General features: G+C 68.9%; 17 protein-coding genes and 1 pseudogene. 11 read left to right on the top strand and 7 right to left on the bottom strand.

All coding sequences use genetic code 11. From position 1 onward, the window contains the following. From ACTWPT_RS16745 to ACTWPT_RS16775, 7 genes and pseudogenes are all read left to right on the top strand, one after another. Window positions 1-499 (top strand): annotated as a pseudogene (locus tag ACTWPT_RS16745) (hypothetical protein); the annotation flags it as partial. Next, window positions 496-762: a hypothetical protein gene (locus ACTWPT_RS16750; RefSeq protein WP_443178300.1), complete on the top strand. Its 267-nt coding sequence runs from the start codon at window positions 496-498 to the stop codon at window positions 760-762. The pseudogene ACTWPT_RS16745 and the gene ACTWPT_RS16750, both read left to right, overlap by 4 nt. Continuing rightward, window positions 762-1,637 carry a nitrilase-related carbon-nitrogen hydrolase gene (locus ACTWPT_RS16755; protein ID WP_443178301.1) on the top strand — a complete coding sequence of 292 codons (876 nt, stop codon included), beginning with the start codon at window positions 762-764 and terminating at the stop codon, window positions 1,635-1,637. The genes ACTWPT_RS16750 and ACTWPT_RS16755 overlap by 1 nt, the downstream gene beginning before the upstream one ends. A 254-nt stretch (window positions 1,638-1,891) precedes the next feature. Beyond that, entirely contained in the window at window positions 1,892-2,164 is a 273-nt protein-coding gene (locus ACTWPT_RS16760) for a hypothetical protein (protein WP_443178302.1), read from the top strand. Between the two features lie 189 nt (window positions 2,165-2,353). Next, a complete protein-coding gene (locus tag ACTWPT_RS16765; RefSeq protein WP_443178303.1) occupies window positions 2,354-2,992 on the top strand; it encodes a tyrosine-type recombinase/integrase in 639 nt (212 codons plus the stop codon). Then, complete coding sequence (locus ACTWPT_RS16770; protein WP_443178304.1) at window positions 2,965-3,180, top strand: hypothetical protein; 216 nt, start codon at window positions 2,965-2,967, stop codon at window positions 3,178-3,180. The genes ACTWPT_RS16765 and ACTWPT_RS16770 overlap by 28 nt, the downstream gene beginning before the upstream one ends. Further along, a complete protein-coding gene (locus ACTWPT_RS16775; RefSeq protein WP_443178305.1) occupies window positions 3,177-3,599 on the top strand; it encodes a DUF6262 family protein in 423 nt (140 codons plus the stop codon). Before ACTWPT_RS16770 ends, ACTWPT_RS16775 begins: the two co-directional genes overlap by 4 nt. A 30-nt stretch (window positions 3,600-3,629) precedes the next feature. Here ACTWPT_RS16775 and ACTWPT_RS16780 read toward each other — a convergent pair whose 3' ends face one another. The 6 genes from ACTWPT_RS16780 to ACTWPT_RS16805 form a co-directional block, all read right to left on the bottom strand. Further along, complete coding sequence (locus ACTWPT_RS16780; protein ID WP_443178306.1) at window positions 3,630-4,211, bottom strand: dihydrofolate reductase family protein; 582 nt, start codon at window positions 4,209-4,211, stop codon at window positions 3,630-3,632. A 562-nt stretch (window positions 4,212-4,773) separates the two neighbouring features. Beyond that, on the bottom strand, window positions 4,774-5,280 hold the full coding sequence (locus tag ACTWPT_RS16785) for a hypothetical protein (protein ID WP_443178307.1): 507 nt from the start codon (window positions 5,278-5,280) through the stop codon (window positions 4,774-4,776). Further along, window positions 5,280-5,435 (bottom strand): GTP-binding protein, encoded by a 156-nt coding sequence (locus ACTWPT_RS16790; protein ID WP_443178308.1) that lies wholly within the window; start codon window positions 5,433-5,435, stop codon window positions 5,280-5,282. The genes ACTWPT_RS16785 and ACTWPT_RS16790 overlap by 1 nt, the downstream gene beginning before the upstream one ends. Continuing rightward, window positions 5,428-6,261: a metal ABC transporter permease gene (locus ACTWPT_RS16795; protein WP_443178309.1), complete on the bottom strand. Its 834-nt coding sequence runs from the start codon at window positions 6,259-6,261 to the stop codon at window positions 5,428-5,430. The genes ACTWPT_RS16790 and ACTWPT_RS16795 overlap by 8 nt, the downstream gene beginning before the upstream one ends. Further along, window positions 6,258-6,965 (bottom strand): metal ABC transporter ATP-binding protein, encoded by a 708-nt coding sequence (locus ACTWPT_RS16800; protein WP_443178310.1) that lies wholly within the window; start codon window positions 6,963-6,965, stop codon window positions 6,258-6,260. The genes ACTWPT_RS16795 and ACTWPT_RS16800 overlap by 4 nt, the downstream gene beginning before the upstream one ends. Next, window positions 6,958-7,929: a metal ABC transporter substrate-binding protein gene (locus tag ACTWPT_RS16805; protein WP_443178311.1), complete on the bottom strand. Its 972-nt coding sequence runs from the start codon at window positions 7,927-7,929 to the stop codon at window positions 6,958-6,960. Before ACTWPT_RS16805 ends, ACTWPT_RS16800 begins: the two co-directional genes overlap by 8 nt. Window positions 7,930-8,011: 82 nt before the next feature. Here ACTWPT_RS16805 and ACTWPT_RS16810 point away from each other — a divergent pair, with 82 nt between their 5' ends. The 4 genes from ACTWPT_RS16810 (at window position 8,012) to ACTWPT_RS16825 (ending at window position 13,473) form a co-directional block, all read left to right on the top strand. After that, a complete protein-coding gene (locus tag ACTWPT_RS16810) occupies window positions 8,012-8,407 on the top strand; it encodes a Fur family transcriptional regulator (RefSeq protein WP_443178312.1) in 396 nt (131 codons plus the stop codon). Then, complete coding sequence (locus tag ACTWPT_RS16815; RefSeq protein WP_443178313.1) at window positions 8,404-9,204, top strand: metal ABC transporter permease; 801 nt, start codon at window positions 8,404-8,406, stop codon at window positions 9,202-9,204. The genes ACTWPT_RS16810 and ACTWPT_RS16815 overlap by 4 nt, the downstream gene beginning before the upstream one ends. A 127-nt stretch (window positions 9,205-9,331) precedes the next feature. Further along, window positions 9,332-13,000 (top strand): S8 family serine peptidase, encoded by a 3,669-nt coding sequence (locus ACTWPT_RS16820; RefSeq protein WP_443178314.1) that lies wholly within the window; start codon window positions 9,332-9,334, stop codon window positions 12,998-13,000. Between the two features lie 188 nt (window positions 13,001-13,188). After that, window positions 13,189-13,473: a hypothetical protein gene (locus ACTWPT_RS16825; RefSeq protein WP_443178315.1), complete on the top strand. Its 285-nt coding sequence runs from the start codon at window positions 13,189-13,191 to the stop codon at window positions 13,471-13,473. A gap of 733 nt (window positions 13,474-14,206) precedes the next feature. Here ACTWPT_RS16825 and ACTWPT_RS16830 read toward each other — a convergent pair. Continuing rightward, complete coding sequence (locus ACTWPT_RS16830) at window positions 14,207-17,293, bottom strand: BTAD domain-containing putative transcriptional regulator (protein ID WP_443178316.1); 3,087 nt, start codon at window positions 17,291-17,293, stop codon at window positions 14,207-14,209. Between the last annotated feature and the right edge of the window lie 15 nt (window positions 17,294-17,308).

Below are 17,308 nucleotides of genomic sequence, written 5' to 3' on the forward strand. Positions count from 1 at the left end.
GGTCATGGCGCTCAGTTTGAGCCTTCCGCTCGGCGGAGGTCAGTGCGCTGTGTCACAGGTCCCGCATGACAGAAGTCAGCTCTCCCACCAAGTCGGCGTGGCCGTCGTCGGCCAGGTCGGGCAAGGCATGTGTCCATACCGCCTGCCTTACCGCCCGGGCCGCTGGGCCGGCGCCTCCTGTGAGATCTGGGGGTGCCACCGGAATACGGTGGCCGCGCGGCAGGAACTTCTCGGACAGAGGCTTTCGGACGGCGTTGCCGACCCGGTGGCGAATCTCGTCGGCTACCAGCAGCACGCCGTCTGGCTCACCCGCGGCGAGCTGGAAGAGATAATCAGCGAGTTCCGTCGCGTGATCCTGCCCCTGCCGACCAACCAGCCAACTCCGGCTCAGCCGATCTTTTTCCCGGTCGAACAGCCACCTTGCCGAGCCCCACCCCGGGTGGAATCCGGGGGCGGGTGGAGACGGCACACACCGGTGCGACGGATGCTGTCGTCATGAATCACCACTGCCGCATTGAGGTCGACGGACCGCTGCCCGCGGGCCTGCACGAGGAGATGTCACGGCGGTTCGGGCTGGTCCAGGTGCGCCATGACCGGCGCCGGACCGTACTCAGCGATCTGACATTGGACCAGGCCGGACTGCGTGCCCTGCTCGATCTGCTGTGGGACGCGGGCGTACGGGTGCGCGCCGTGACGACCGCCGATCCCGGCACCGACTCCGGCGTGGTGCAGGAAGATACGCCGCCAGCCGACCAGGGGTGATGCCGAACCACAACCGTCAGGAGGACCGTACGCCACCGGCCTTCAGACCACGTCGGTCGTCTGGGGCACGCCGGGCACGGCGAGCAGCTATTACAACCGCAGCAAGTGCGCGGAACCGGCTCACCCGCCTGCACCTGACGCCGGCGCTCGACGACCTGTTCGCCCGGACCCGCCAGGCGGCACGCGCGGGCGCGAAGGTCGTCGCGTGGTCCGAGGCCGCGGGCTACGTCTTCAAGGAGGAGGAGGCCGCCTTCCTGCGACGCGCCGCGGGGGTCGCGCGCGAGGAGGGCATCTACCTCGCGGTCGGCGTGATCGTCATCCTGCCGGGTGCCGGCGACCCGACGAACGAGAATCGGTCGATCCTCATCGACCCGTCCGGCCACGTCCGCTGGGACTATGCCAAGGCGACCCTGGTCCCCGGGGACGGCAACGCCCTCGGTCCCGGCGTCCCACCGATTGTGGACACGCCGTACGGCCGCCTGTCCACGGTCATCTGCTTCGACGCGGACTTCCCATGGCTCGTCCGGCAGGCGGGCCGCGCGGATGTCGATGTGCCGCTGGTGCCGTCGAGCGGCTGGGGGCCGATCGGTCCCGTGCACGCCGACATGGCCGTCGTACGCGCGATCGAGAACGGTGTGTCGATCCTGCGTCCGACCAGGAAGGGCACTTCGATCGCCATCGATCCGCAGGGACGCACGCTCGCTATGGCCGACTACTTCGTAGGCGACGACCAGACGATGACGGCGTCGATTCCCACTGCGGGCACACCGACTCCGTACGTCGCCGCCGGTGACGCCGCCGGATGGGCCTCGATCGCCGGCCTCGTCATACTCGGCGCCCTAGCCCTGATCACCCGCCGCCGGAGGAGGCGCTGAACGGCATGTACGTACCGAGTGTGTCCGTCTCGGGCACAGGATTACCCATGAAGCAGCGCTTCTCGACGCCGGACAGATTAACGTGTCATAGCCCCGAAACGGCGTTGATGCGCTCGGGTTCCGGAACGTGTCCACGTCGCGCAACACCGGCTGAATCCTGCTGCTGGCAGCGGCTCTGCGGCCGCAGCTGGCCGCCGATTACCACCAGGCGGAGATCGAGCTCGGCCACCAATTCACCCACAAACTGTCCATGGGTGAGATCCTCGCCGGTCTGCGTTGCCGCGCACCTGGAGGCCGACGACGACCTCGCCGCCGGCGACGCCAAGAGGCAGCTGCGGGAGATGGCCCGGGACCACATCGCCGGCGGGCGATGCGCCCAGGCCGTGCTCGACAAGGGCGTCAAGCCGTGGAGCGGAATCCGCGCGAGGAGCTCCGCCTGCTCCGGGACGCTGACCGCCACGGTGTCGGGTAGCCGCGGGCGATTCCCGCGGAATCGTCAGGCCGACGCTCAGGCTGGACCACGCTGATTCGAGCCCCCTGCACGCGAGCGGATCCCTCTCCGTCTGTTGGGGTGACGGCCTGCATATTCCGCGCACAGGGCGCTCGCTGCGCTCGCGTCCTGCGGATCGTCCTTCGTCCGACCCTGTGCGCGTGGGCTCACGCCGGCCCAGAAGACTCCGCTGGCGCTCCGGTTCTGGGCTGGCGCTCGCCCGTTGGTGGGAGATCTAATCCGGCTGCCGTTCAACCCGCTCACCTACGACGCCGGCGGCGCTCCCTACCTCGACTTCTACATGCACAAACTCAAGAAGGAGCACCGCATCCCACTCGACACGGTCGCTGAGCAGGCCATCCGCCGCCAGCAGCCATACGTCGCAGACCGCTGGCCGAGCGGCAGCCCCTGGCTGTTCCCCGGATTGTTCGGCAATGCCAGCGGCACTCGGCACTACGCCTACGCGACCGTCGTGCGACGCATCGATGTCTGGGTGGATCAGTGCAAGGTTCTGGACGAGTACGGTCAGCCGGTGCGGATTACCCCTCACCAGTTTCGGCACACCCTTGGCACCCGCATGATCAACGAAGGGGTCGCCCAGCACGTCGTCCAGCGCCTTTATGGGCACGAGAGCGCGGAAATGACCACCGTCTATGCCCGGCTCACCGACCAAACGTTGCGCCAGGCGTTCGACGAGTGGAGCAGCAAACGCGTCAACATCCATGGGCATGTCGTCCTGTACGACCCCGGCGACGAGGCCACCTGGATCAAAGAACGCCTCGCCCGGGCCAAGCAGACCCTACCCGACGGCTATTGCGGCCGCCCGCTCCAGCAAGCATGCCCGCATCCCAACGCGCTTGCCTGACCTGCGACGACTTTCTGACTGACGGCCAGTTCCTGGATCAGCACCGTGATCAGCTAGCGCGCACCCGCAAGCTCATCGCCGCTGGCCAGGCCTGTGGCAACCAGCGACTGGTAGAGATGAACCAGCGCGTCGAAATCAGCCTGACCCGCGTGATCGACACCATCGAAGAGTTGGAGGCGCGGTCATGATGCCCGATAACACGCGCTACCTGCGCGCTGCCGAGCAGCAGCGCCGAGCACGGCTCATAGACCAAGCTCGCGAGGCGATCCAGTGTCTCGATGGCGCCGGGGACGCCATCACGGTCGCCGCGGTCGTCCGTGCCTCCGGCGCCTCACGCGCCTTCCTCTACCGGGTTCCCGAACTGATCGAGGAGATTCAGAGGCTACGAAACCTTCAACAGCGCTCCGGACAGCGGCATCCTGCCCGCCAGCGCATGACGGATCCCTCCAAGGAGGCCCGCATTCGCCAGCCAACCACCATCAACGGCGAGCTCAGGGCCGAACTCCAACGACTCCGAGCGCAGAATGCGCTACTTCTGGGCCGACTCCGAGAACACGCGGCCAGCCGGCATTTCGACCACGATTACCCTCCGGAGCAGGTGAGTTGACATGCCCTACGGAGTTCAAGCTGCCGCCGCTCAGCGACGAACGCGGTAGCGGATGTGGGTTGCCTCCGGGGTGTCGATCACCCGAACGATCTCCAACTCCACGCGCGATGGCAACACATCGAACAGCCGTCGGCCACCGCCGAACAGCACCGGAATCTGATGGATTTGCACCTCGTCCAGCACCCCGGCCTCGATCGCCCGCTGCGCGGTGTAGGCGCCGATCACATGCACGTTCCGGTCCCCGGCAGCGGCCTTCGCCTGAGCCATCGCGCTGGCGATTCCATCAGTCACGTACGTCACCAGTGGATAGTTCGCGACGGACGGGTCAGGCGGCCGATGACTCAGTACAAAAATCGGGATCTCCTCACCGTGATGATTACCACCCCAGTGATCGGCCTGCTCAGCAGTACGCCGTCCCGAGAGGACCGCACCGGCCGCTTCTATCTCGCCGAGTAACTCCCCGGCCGGCCCGGACTGACGGAACTTCCCATCCGGCGTAAGGGCCCAATCGTGCAGTATGAAGCCATCGCCGCCGGGGTTATTTGGTTTGTCGTTCGGACCCGCGATGTACCCGTCGAGCGACACCGACATATCAAGCACTGATTTCGACACTTCGACCTCCTGTGGTCTCGATCCAACCGGTTTCCACGTTCTGTAGAGCCCGCATGGCGGCATTACTCATCGGCCGGCCGAACCCAAACCGTAAGCCAAGGCATCAGCCCTTACAAACGTGCACCTGGACCGCCCAGTTGCTCTCGGCTGGTGGGCCGCGGGCAAGAACGAAGCGCCGCAAGTCACAGACCTTCTCCTACGGAAGTGCGCCTGACCAGGCCAGTGACCGGACATTTTCCGGGCTTTGGAGGGCAATCAAGGCAGCGGGGCTCGCCAGCGAGATCGGGACAGGCCCTGCCACCGTCCCTCATGCTGAGCGACTGGCTCCCGGCGTGGACGAGCGCGCCGCGGCGACGACGCGCAGAACTCAGCGCAGGCTCGCTGGCCTGCCTGGCTGGTGAGGTGGTACTCCGCTCTCCTTCGCGTCTGGCAGGACGTGGTGCGGGTGCGGTACCTACCAGCGGTCAGTGTGCGCCTACGGCGAGAGGGCGGCAATGACCCAGGGCAAGGTCCTTTCGCGTCCACGTGACCAGGTCCGAACGCCCCGCCCCCAGAGCACGGGTTACACGACGTCGTGCTCCTGATCAGGCGGGTGGGCACGTGCGACACGCGGGCCTGCCGTGGTGGCCTGCCCGACCAGCGACAGAGCTCTTTCGTCCCCATCTGGCTCTGCCGCTACTGCGTGTACGCCGACGCAGCTCAGAGACATGTCTTCGAGGCAATCCTCCAGCTCAAGACACCTAACAAGCATCAAGATGCGGGGAACAAGTGAGCAGAAGAATCCCTGGCGCCTGCCGTCGCGCGTCCAGGCGAGATCGGTCACGGTGCTCGGCGCGGCAGCCGTACGCCACAGCTCGCGGCCGGTGTGGTCGAGCACCACGGCGGTACGGCCGTCGGCGATGGCGAGCCGGTCGGGCGCGGCCCAGCGTGCACGCGAGGACCAGCGGCCGCTCTTGCGCAGGACTTCCCGTCCCGTGGCGAGATGCCAGAGGCAGTATCCGAGAGGCCCGGTCACTGCGAGGTGGGCGGCATCGGGGGACAGCGCAGCGTGCAGGGCGCCGCCGGGCATCAGGTAGCGTCGTCCACGCCGACCTCGCCGAACTCGTTCTCGATGACGGCGATGCGCTTGCCGTGCTCCTCCGTGAGGATGCGGTTGAGCAGGGTGGTCTTGCCGGATCCGAGGAATCCGGTGAGCACGGTGACCGGCACACGGTCGTTACTCATCGTGTTTGTCCTTTCGCAGATGATTTAGGGCGAGCGCCAGCGCGTAGCAGGCGACGAGGGCGAGCACGACGGTGGCGCCGGAGGCCAGGCGCCAGCCGTACAGGACGGAGGCCCGGTAGCTGATCTCGAGTCCGGTCCAGGCGGCCACGCCTGCCAGGCCGCAGGCGAGCGGCACGATCAGGGGCAGGCGATGGCTGAGCAGCCGGGCGGTCGCGGCCGGCACGATGAGAAGCGCGATGACCAGGAGGGTGCCCACCGCCCGCGCTCCGGCCACCACGACCAGCGCGGCGAGCACGTTAAGCAGCAGGTCGAGCAGCCGAGTCCGATACCCCTGGGCCCGCGCCGTCACCGGGTCGAACGCGGTCAGCACCAGCGGCCGCCAGCACAGGGCCAGCGCGATCAGGACGAGCACGGCGAGCAGGGCGGTCTCCGCCAACTGTGCGGGACTGGTGAACAGCACCCGGCCGAACAGGAAGGCCGTCAGGTCGGCGGTGTAGGAGGCCCGCTGCGAGACCATCACCACGCCGAGCGCGAACATGCTGGTCAGCAGCACCGCCAGCCCGGTGTCCGCGCGGACCCGCGCCGACAACGCGGTGAAGGCGACCGCGGTGAGCACCGCTGCCACCAGCGCGCCAGGCAGCACACCGGTCTCCCCGCCCAGGACGAACCCGGCCACGACCCCAGGGAACACCGCATGCGCGATGGTGTCGGTCGAAAACGCCAGTCCGCGCAGCATGACCAGGGTGCCCACCGGCCCGGCCACCAGGGCCAGCAGCACCAGCACGGCCAGCGCCCGCGCCAGGAACGGCGCGTGCAAGGCGCTCATGATGCCATGGCCTGGTAGACGCCTTGGGGTTCCAGCACCTGTGTCGCGCTGCCGAACGCGCGCACGGTGGTCCTGAGGAGGCAGGCAAGGTCGCAGGCCCGCCGCGCCAGGCCGAGGTCGTGGGTGGCGATCACGATGGTTGCCCCGCCGGCCCGCAGGCTCGACAGGGTTTCCAGGATGGATTCCTGGCTGGCGGAGTCGACGCCGTTGAAGGACTCGTCCAGTAGCAACAGTCGTGGTTCGGCAGCGATCGCGCGAGCCAGCAGGACCCGCTGGCGCTGGCCCATCGACAGCGTTCCGAACCTGTCCTTGGCCCGGGCGGCCAGCCCGACGCGTTCCAGCGCCGCCGCGGCGATCTCCCGGTCGCGCCGGCCGGGCCGGCGCAACCATCCGATCGCGCGGTAGCGGCCCATGAGTACCACCTCGCTTGCGGTGACCGGGAAGGTGGCGTCCAGCGTGTCGGCTTGCGGCACGTAGGCCACTTGTCGGCGGGAATGCGGGGGGTGCCGGCCGAGCACCCGGATCGCTCCGCTGTGTTCGACCAGCCCGACAGCGGTCTTGATCAGGGTGGACTTGCCGGCGCCGTTGGGTCCGACGAGGGCGAGCGCGCTGCCGTGCGGCAGGGCGAACGTCACCTCGTCCAGGACCGTTCTGGTGCCGTAGGTCACCGACAGCCGCTCGCAGGCGAGCGCGGGCTCAGCCACCGAGGGCTCCGACGATCGCCTCGGTGTTGTGCCGCATCATGCCGATGTAGGTGTCGGCCCGGCTGCCGGCCGGGCCGAGCGAGTCGCCGTAGAGGGAGTCCTCGCCGCCCACGACCTTGACCCCTGCTTCCGCTGCCAGGACCTGGGCGGCTTTGGGCGGCACGGTGGATTCGGAGAAGATCGCTTTGACGCCGGTTTTGCGGATGGCGGTGACCAGGTCGGAGAGGTTCTTGCCGGTGATCTCGGCGGAGGTGTCGAAGCTGGGGATGATGGCGCCGACGTAGGTCAGCCCGTAGCGGTCCAGGTAGTAGCCGAAGGCGTCATGGTTGGTGACGACCTTCCGATCGGCCTGAGGGATGGTTGCGATGCGTTGCTTGATCCACTCGTCGAGCCGGTCGAGTTCGGTGTCGTAGGCGCGGCGACGCTGGGCGAACGTGGCGGCGCGCGACGGTAGGGCCTGGGCCAGCGCCTTCTCCATGTTGGCCGCCATCACCTTGGCGTTCGCCGGGTCGTGCCAGATGTGCGGGTCGTACTCGCTGTGCTCGGGATCCTCCCCGTCTGCTTCCTCTGCCTCATGGTGGCTCTCTTCCTGGTGGTGGCCCTCGCGCAGGGTAGCTCCCCGACTGGCGTCGACCACCGTGCCGCTGTTACCGGCGGCGGTCACGGCCTGGTCCAGCCACGGCTCGAAGCCCAGACCGTTCTTGATCACCACCTGGGCGGCGGCAAGGGCCTGCAGGTCGGCGGGAGAGGGGTCGAAGTCATGCGGGTCGACATTGGGCTTGAGCAGCTGGGTGACCCGTACGGCGTCGCCCCCCACTTGCCGTGCGACGTCCGCGATCTGGGTGGTGGTCGCCACGACGGCGATCGTGGTCTCGGTCTGCGTGGCCGGCGCCGCCGGGCCTGCGCACGCCGCCGAGGACAGGATCGCCAGAATCGCGGCACCCAGACGCACTGGCTTGAGCACGGTTTCTCCTCGGTCAAGAAAGGGGCTGGTGCATTCCGCTCAAACCATGTAGGAAAATGAAAACCATTGTCAAGTCGGGGAGATGTGCAAATTGGTCGACACGGCACGCTGGCAGGCGCTGCTCGGCGACGTCGGCATCCGGGCGACCACGCAGCGCGTGCTGGTGCTGGACGTCTTGGCCGAGCACACCAGGCCGATCAGCGCCCAGCAGATCCACGCCGAGTTGTACGAACGGGGCGAGCCGATCGGCCTGACCACGGTGTACCGGACGGTGTCGTCGCTGGCCGAGGTCGGCCTGGTCCACGTGTTCCCGCAGGCCGGAGAGGCCACCTATCGGCTGTGCGGCCCGGCCAGGCATCACCATCTCATCTGCCGGATCTGCCGGCTGGTGATCGAGCGCTCGCAGGAGGACGACGTGGACGGCTTCCACGCAGAAGAGATCTACGGCATCTGCGCGGCCTGCCGGAGGGGCACGTGAGCAGCTTCGCCTGGCGCGCCCTGTGCGAACTCGTCCTGGTAGGGGCCGTTTGCGGCGGGCTCGGCGTCCACGTGGTGCTGCGCCGGATGGCCTACACCGCCGACATGCTCTCCCACGTCATGCTTCCCGGCGCCGTCGCCGCCAGCCTGGCAGCCGCCGACCTCCGCATCGGCGCCGCTGCTGCGGTGCTCGTAGCAGGCACCGTGGTTGCCACGCGGCCCTCCTTGGCAGGGAAGGCGGCGCACACTACGACCACCGGGGTCGTGGTCAGCGGGGCTCTGGCCGCCGGAGCCGCGCTGACGTCCCTCTCGGACGGCTTCCGGGTCGATCTCGCGGCGGCGCTGATCGGCTCGCCACTGACCGCCACCACCGCTGACATCGCCATCTTCGCCGGCGTGAGCCTGGTCGTCGTGGTCACGTTGGCCCTGTTCGGCAAGGAACTCCTGCTGGCGGCCTTCGACCCGGCCGGATGTCGAGCACTCGGCTATCCGGCGCGCGGCCTCGATGCCCTCCTCCTCACGCTCCTCGGCGCGGTCCTGGTGGCAGCCGTCCCGGCGGTCGGCTCCATCCTGCCTCTGGCCCTGATTGCGGGCCCGTCCGGCGCCGCACTGATGTGGACGCGCCGGGTCCTGCCCGCCATGGCGCTCGCCGCTGTTCTCGGTGCGGGAGCCGGAGCCTGCGGACTGGTTCTGTCCCTGCACTACCGCCTGGCCGCCGGCGCCACCGTCGCCCTGCTGTGCGGTCTGATCTTCCTTGTCTCCTACGCGAAGACGCGGATCTCAACGCAAAAGCATTGATAATCGTTATCGTTTCGGCCATGATGATCCACGCTGCCCGAATAGCCCGGTTTGGAGCAGCTCCGAAGAGCTCCACGCTGGCCGGCATGAGCCACGTGGGCGGGCATCGCGCGAAAGGACTGCGCACGTGAAACGAGTCGCCACGGCGGCCCTGCTGGGAGTCGCACTCGCGGCCGGCATCACCACACCGGCCTCAGCAGAGGATCCCCCCACCACCACCCGGGGCGGGAAAGCGGTATCCAGCCACACGATCACCCTGGTCACCGGCGACGTCATCCGCCTGGTCACCTACGCCGATGGCAGCCAGGACGCCGCGGTGGACGGCAGGACCGGCAAGGCGGACAACTGGGACATCACCGAGATGGACGGCCAGCTCCACGCGATCCCCGCCAAGGCGGAGCCGTACCTGGCCGCCAAGGTCTTGGACCGGGACCTGTTCAACCTCACCGAACTGGTCGCCTCCGGCTATGACGACGCCTCGCGCAAGCATTTACCCGTACTCGCCACCTACGGCAAGAGCGTGCGCGCGGCCGCGGCGCGCCAGCCGGAGGGCGCCACCAAGGACAAGACCCTGCCCAGCATCAACGGCGCCGCACTGGAAGTGGCCAAGGACAAGGCCACCGCCTTCTGGGACGCCACGGTCCAGGAAGGCCGGAACAAACTCGACGGCGGCCTGGCGGGCATCTGGCTGGACCGGAAGGTCAAGGCCACGCTCGACCGGAGCGTCCCGCAGGTCGGCGCGCCCAAGGTGTGGGCCAGCGGCTTCGACGGGACGGGCGTCAAGGTCGCCGTGCTGGACACCGGCATCGACGACACCCATCCCGACCTGGCCGGCCGGGTCAAACTGAAGGCCAACTTCACCGAGGAGGCCGACGCCTACGACGACCACTTCCACGGCACCCACGTCGCCTCCACCATCGCCGGAACCGGGACGGCCGGCGGCGGCAAGGGCGTGGCACCTGGAGCCGATCTCCTCGTCGGTAAGGTGCTCGACCAGCACGGCGACGGCACCGAGTCGCAGGTCATCGCCGGCATGGAATGGGCCGTCGCGCAGGGCGCGGAGATCGTCAGCATGAGCCTGGGCGCGCCGGCGACGGACGGCACCGACCCGATGGCGAAGGCGGTGGACCGGCTTTCGGAAAGCGGCACGCTGTTCGTCGTCGCGGCCGGCAACAACGGGCGGGCGCGCACCATCAACACGCCGGGATCGGCGACCTCGGCCCTGACCGTCGGCGCCGTCGACGGCAACGACGCGCTGGCCCCCTTCTCCAGCCGCGGCCCCAGGCGCGGGGACAACGCCCTCAAGCCGGACATCACCGCACCGGGCGTGGACATCACCGCGGCCCGCACCCACCCCAGGGACGGGTCCACCGAGTGGACGCCGTACCTGGACGCGAGCGGCACCTCCATGGCCACACCGCACGTCGCGGGTGCGGCAGCCCTGCTCAAGCAGCAACACCCCGGCTGGAAGGGCCGGCAGCTCAAGGCCGCGCTGATGAGCAGCGCCACGCCCAACCAGGCCAACTCCGTCTACGAGCAGGGCGCGGGCAGGCTGGATGCGGACCGGGCGCACCGGCAGTCCGTCCAGGTGTCGCACGGCTCGCTGGACTTCGGCTTCCACGACTGGCCGCACGATCCGGCCGCTGCGCCGATCGTCAGGACCCTGACCTACACCAACCCCGGCGCACAGGAGGTCGCGCTGACCGTCGCGCCGAGCGGGCCGTTCACTCCGGACGCCACCACGCTCACCCTCCCCGCGAACGGATCGGCCGAACTCAAGGTCACCTACAACGCGACGGCCGTGGAACCCGGCAACCACAGCGGATGGCTGACCGCCGCGGCGCAGGACGGCACCGTTGTCCGTACCGCACTCGGCGCCGTCAAGGAGGGCGAAATGTACGACGTGCGCGTCCCGGTCCTGGCCAGAAACGGTCAGCCGGCAGACGCGGGCACCGTGGAACTGTGGGGCGTCGATACTCCCTACTTCCAGGAGGTAAGGCTCCGGGACGACCCGGCTCCCGTCTTCCACGTCCCGCCGGGCCGCTATAGCCTCATGGCCTTCGCCGGCAAGCTGGACGCCTCCGGCAGGTGGTCGGTGGAGTTCTCCGTCTTGGGCAACCCCGAGCTCGAGGTGCGCGCCGACATGACCGTCACGCTGGACGCCCGGCAGGCCAATCCCGTACGGATCTCCACACCGAAGGAGAGCGAGGCGCGAAGCATCCGCGTCGGGTACCGGCGCGAGGCCGGAGGCCGGGGCATGACGCACTCGGGCCTGCTGATCGGCTTCTACGACACGATCTACGCCTCCCCGACCCCCCAGGTCACCACCGGGTTCTTCGAGTTCTACAGCAAGTGGGACCTGATGGCGCCCGACATCAAGGCGGAGGTGAACGGCACCGCACTCGATCTGGAGGTCATGGGCGTCATCGACTCGGTCCGCTTCGACGGACGCGCGAGGCTGCCGGTGACCTACGTCGGCTCCGGCCACCCCGAGGATTACGCGGGCAAGCGTATGCGCGGCCGGCTCGCGCTGGTCAAGCGTACGGACGGCGTGGACTACGCCGATCAGGTGCGCAATGCCGCCGACGCGGGCGCCCAGGCCGTGCTGGTCTTCAACGACCGGCCCGGTGTGCTCGCCGGATACGTCTACGACGGCAAGATCCCGGCATTCTGGACCGGCCAGGACGAGGGGCAGCGTCTGCTGGGCCTGCTGGAGAAGGGGACGGTACAGCTGGCGCTGGAAGGCATCCCCTACAGCCCCTACCTGTACGAAGGGATCTTCCCCGAGCAGGGCAGGATCCCGGAGAAGCTGACCTACGAGATCAGCCCGCGCACCGCCTCCCGGGCCATCGCCCGCTACACCAGCTCCGGCACCGGCTCCGACCACTACTTCATGGCCCGCTTCTACAAGCGCCCCTACCGGGACGCCGGCTTCGTCAGCGCCTTCGACTTCCCCGCCCCGTTCGTCAGGGAGGAATGGGTCACCGGCGGAGACACCGTGTGGAACCAGGAGGTCATCGAGGGAAAGGACTTCAGCCTCGGGAACGCGTTCTACACCGGCCGGCAGACCCACACGGCCGGACAGCAGCTGGAGACCACCTGGCTCGGCGCGGTGCTGCGACCCGGTCCCGCGGACTTCGACTTCACCGACCAGACGCCGCAGCCGCCCTCCAGGCACGAGGGTGACGGGCTGTTCTTCTCGATCGCCGGAGCGCTCGACAGTTCCTCCGCCCATCTGCTGCCCTATGCCATGGGGGCGAACGGCACCTCGCGGGCGAGGCTGTACCGCAACGACGAGCTGATCGCCGAGGAAGGGACCCTGAACCGTCAGGTCTTCACAGTGCCCCCGGAACCCGCCGCCTACCGGGTGGAACTCGACCAGGAGCACGACGGCACCGAGTGGGCGCTGTCCACCAAGGCCAGCACCGCCTGGACCTTCACCTCCGAACGACCCGCGCAGGGAGCGGCACAGCTGCCGCTGCTGTTCGTGGACTACAACCTCGGGCTTGACCTGCACAACACGGCACCGCGCCGCCTGCCGTACACCTTCGGGCTCAAGATAGGGCACCGCCTGCCACAGGGGCCCAAGATGGCCAGAGCCAAGATCTGGGCCTCGTTCGACGACGGCGCCACGTGGCAGGAAACCAAGACGCATGGCAGGGACGGCACGTACACCGTCGACGTCAGGCACCCGGCACGCGGCGGATCCGGATTCGTCTCACTCAGAGTCGAGGCCGCTGACTCGGCAGGCAACTCGGTGAAGCAGACCGTCATCCGCGCCTACCGGCTCCGCTGACTCTCGGGCGACAGAAAGTGGTGCGGGGTTCCCCCTCTTAGGCGAACCCCGCACCCTTGAGAAGGAAGGAAACGACCGCTCACCGGCGGGCCGGCCGAACTGCACGTCAAACCTGTAGATCAGGACCGGTTTGCGAGCCAGCGAGTGTGGCGTGTCGTCGTGGCAGGCCGGCTTCAGTGGTCGTCCCAATGCCTTTCGTGCAAGGCGTGACGGTGTCCGTCGTGCACATAGTCGACATGATCGTCATGCGGGACCGCCACGTGCCCGCACTCGGCCCCGTGCTCGTGGTCATGGCCCTCATGCGTGGCGTGCGACTTCGGCTCGCACTCGTCCACGTGATCGTCATGGATGCGGTGCAGGCAACCGTCGTGGACGTAGTCGACGTGATCGTCATGCGGGACGGCCACGTGCCCGCAGCCGGGTCCATGCTCGTGAGTGTGATCGACGTGCTCGCGGTGTTCGGCAGTCACTGACATAGCCAGACTCCCTATCGGTTCGTCACTGAAGATCCCTTATAGGGGTGTTCTGCCACATTTCAGGTTACGCCTTAAATCATGATATTGGGCCGATTCATACGCGGCAGCCGGGCCGACGCGCCGATCATGCCACGCCACCAGAAGCCGAACCGGGCCCGGTGAGCACGATCTATCTCGCCACGACCCAGCGCCGCAAGCGGCCATAGCCGGGGCGGGCGAACACCTGGCCCCGAACCGGAGACGGGGGACGGTCTGCCCGATCATCGAACGACCTGCCGCCACAGCTGGCTGAGGCCAAACGGGTCAACGAGAGCGGCAACGAAAGGCTGATCGGCTGCGATGTTGTCGGTCCAGGTCTACGCCGTCGAGATCGCGGGAGAGCAGTGATGGTGGATCTCGGTTTTTCGTCGGGCCCAGCCGTCCGGCCAGCGACTACCGCTTCATCGAGGTGACCGATGGCGACACCCCGACGATTGAGATGTCGATCCGGATGGTGTCGATCGACACCCCGGAAAGCCGGGTCGGTGGCAGCCCGCCCACGGCCCAGGCCACCCTCCAGGCAACCCGGCTTTCGCTGCGCTCACCCCGCCCAGCCATGCCGTGTCCAGGTAGACAGTCGTCCATGGAACGACGCAATTGAGGACAAGTCCGAGCACTCCGAGTTGGTTCTCCAGTCCGCGTGCGTAGCCGCGTGTATAAGCAGGATCTTCCGTACAGGACCACGACGTGCTTATGTGATCGTCTCGTTCAGGGTCTGGTGGCGGCCGGCGGTGTATTCAGTGGTGAAGATCTCTTCGCCCAGGATCTGGCGACAGGTTGCGGCGATTCTGTCGGCGTCGGCACGTTCCGCTGGGGACTGCGGGAGGGCGGTGGCCTCGCGGGACGCAGCCGCCGCACCGAGGAGCCGGGCGGCGTGGGCGTGGGCGCCCGCGAGGGCCACGGCCCCGGCCAGGCCCTCCGCGGCGGCGACCACGCTATGCGGGGCGTCGAGCTTGCGTGCCGCGCTGTACGCCTCCAGGTGCAGGGCGCGGGCGGCCTCGGCGTCGCCGCGTTCCTCGGCGGCGAAGCCGAGTTCGACCAGGACCATCGAGAGGTACAGGGGCTCGGCGCCGCCTCCTGACTTCGCCCGCCGTACCAGGTTGCCAAGGTGTTCCTCGGCGAGATCGAGCTCGCCCTGCCTGCGGGCGGCGTAGCCGAGGCCGATCTCGGCGAGGATCTCGCCGCCCGCGTAGTCCTGTTCCGTGGCGAGGCGGAGGGCGCGCTCGCACAGCTTCCAGGCCTTCGCGTAGTCGCCCAGTTGCACGTGGGTCCAGCCGAGCCAGGCGAGTTGACCGCTGACCTCCGGCCACAGGCCCAGCTCCTCCGCCATGTGCACGCCTTCCTCGTGCAGCCTGGCGGCGCGGTCGTTGTCGCCGGTCAGTTCTGCCAGGCCGCCCAGCCAGCCCGATGCCTGCAGTTGGCCCCATCGGTCGCCGAGTTCGGCGAACAGCTCCGCGCTTCTGGTCGCTGCCCGCTCGAGTACGGTCAGGTCGCCGCGTACGTGCGCGAACTGGGCGCGAGTGCTCAGCGCCGCCGCCTCGCCCCACCGGTCGCCCGCGGCGCGCAGGGCCTCCAGAGCCCTGTCGAGCAGGTCTTCAGCGGCTTCCATCTCACCCAGGTTCACCAGCGCGAAGGCCAGGAACCACGCGGCCCTGGCCCGCTCGCCCAGCTCTCCGGCGAACACCTCCGCTGCCTGCTCCCGGCGTGCCACCCACTCGGCACTCCCGCCCTTCAGAACGGAGATGCCCATAAGCCACGCCATCGCCACAGACCGCACCCCGCCACCCGCTGCGGTGAGGGCGGTTTCGAGTGAGCGACTGGCTTCGGTCGGGCGGCCGCGGAGGTACCAGTACCAGGTGAGGGCATTGGCGAGACGGAGGGTCAGCTCCGGGTGAGCGCCGTCCACGACGGCGCGGAGGTTGGCGGCCTCCGCGTCGAGCAGGCCAAGCCACTGGCGCTGGTCGGGGCCGTAGAGGTGGGGGGCGGCTCGTTCAGCGAGATCGGTGTAATAAGCATGGTGACGGTGCCGTACCTCATTCAGGTCGCCCGCCTCTCGCATGCGTTCCACGCAGTAGGCGGCGACGGACTCCAGCAGGCGGAAGCGGTTTCCCGCCCTGGCCACCAGCGACCTGTCGACGAGGCGGGCGAGCAGGTCGAGGACGTCATCGGCGGCCACGCCGTCGCCGGGGCACACGGCCTCCGCCGCCTCCAGGATGCACCCGTCGGCGTGTACGGCCAGGCGGCGCAGCACGAGCCGCTCCTGCTCGGTCAGCAGCTCCCAGCTCCAGTCGATCATGGCGGTCAGCGTCTTCTGGCGGGGAGGCGCACCCCGATGCCCGGTCGCCAGCAGCCTGAAGCGGTCGTCCAGCCGGTCCACCAGGCCGTCCACGCCCAGCGCCCGCACCCTGGTGGCGGCCAGCTCCAGCGCCAGCGGGATCCCGTCCAGCCGCCTGCACAGCAACGAGACGGCGGGGGCGGTCGAGTCGTCGAGCCGGAAATCGCTCTGCGCGGCCGCCGCCCTGGCCGCGAACAACCGGACCGCGCTGTCCTGCTCCAGCGGCGGCACGTTCAACACCACCTCGCCAGGCAGCGCCAGCGGCTCCCTGCTCGTCGCCAGGATCCGGAGTTCCGGCGCGGCCCGCAGCAACGCCTCCGCCAGGTCCGCCACCTGTTCCACGACGTGCTCGCAGTTGTCCAGCACCAGCAGCACCCGCCGGTTGCGCAGCGCACGCGCCAGCCGGTCGCGTGCCGACAGCGGCTCGCCGCCCGGGTCGCGGATCTCCATGACCGCCATCACGAGCTCGGCCACTTCGCCGGACCGGGGCATGGAGGCCAGCTCGATCAGCCAGACGCCGTCGGCGTGGGCGGAGACCAGCCGGCCCGCCGTCTCCACGGCCAGCCGCGTCTTGCCCACCCCGCCGGACCCGCAGAGCGTCACCAGCCGATTCGCCCCGAGCTGTGCGGATACCGCGGCCAATGACTCGTCCCGTCCGATCAGCTCGGTGAGCGGAGCGGGCAGGTTGGTGGCGTGCCGTACCGCTGGAGCGAGATCAGGGTCCTGGGCGAGGATGGCCCGCTGCAACTCGGCCAGCTCGGGGCTGGGGTCCAGGCCGAGCTCCTCGCCGAGCCGTTCGCGCAGGTCGGCGTAGCTGTCCAGCGCCTCGCTCTGCCGTCCGGCCCGATACAGGGCCTTCAGGTGTACGGCACGCAGCCGCTCACGCAGCGGATGCCGCGCCACCAGGTCGGCCAGCTCCCCGGCGAGCAGGGCGTGTTCTCCCAGCTGCAGCCGGGCCTCGGCGTGCGCTTCCACGGCGGTCAGGCGCTGCTCCTCCAGCCGGGCGATCGCCGCCCTGGCGAACTCCTCGTCGGCGAAATCGGCGAACGCCGGGCCCCGCCACAGGGCCAGCGCGTCGGCCAGCAGCGCGGCCCGCGTTCCCGGGTCTTTCGCCGCTTGGGCCTGCTTGGTGAGCTCGGTGAACCGGCGCGCGTCCACGGCGTCCGCCTCCACCTGCAGCAGGTAGCCCGCGGGCCGGTGCGCCACCAGGTTCCGATCGCCCAGCGCCTTGCGCAGCTGCGAGACCCTGACCTGCAGCGTGGCCGATGGATTGGCGGGGGCGTCGTCTCCCCACAGGTCGTCGACCAGCCGGTCGGCCGACACCGGGCGGCCCTCGTGCAGGAGCAGGTCGGCCAGGAGCGCGCGGACCTTCAGCCCACGGATCGTGACGGGCGCGCCGTCCGCGTCCCACACCATCAGCGGGCCAAGCACCCCAAACCGCATGACCGTCACCCTATG

Source organism: Nonomuraea sp. 3N208 (assembly GCF_052245935.1).
Lineage (GTDB): Bacteria > Actinomycetota > Actinomycetes > Streptosporangiales > Streptosporangiaceae > Nonomuraea.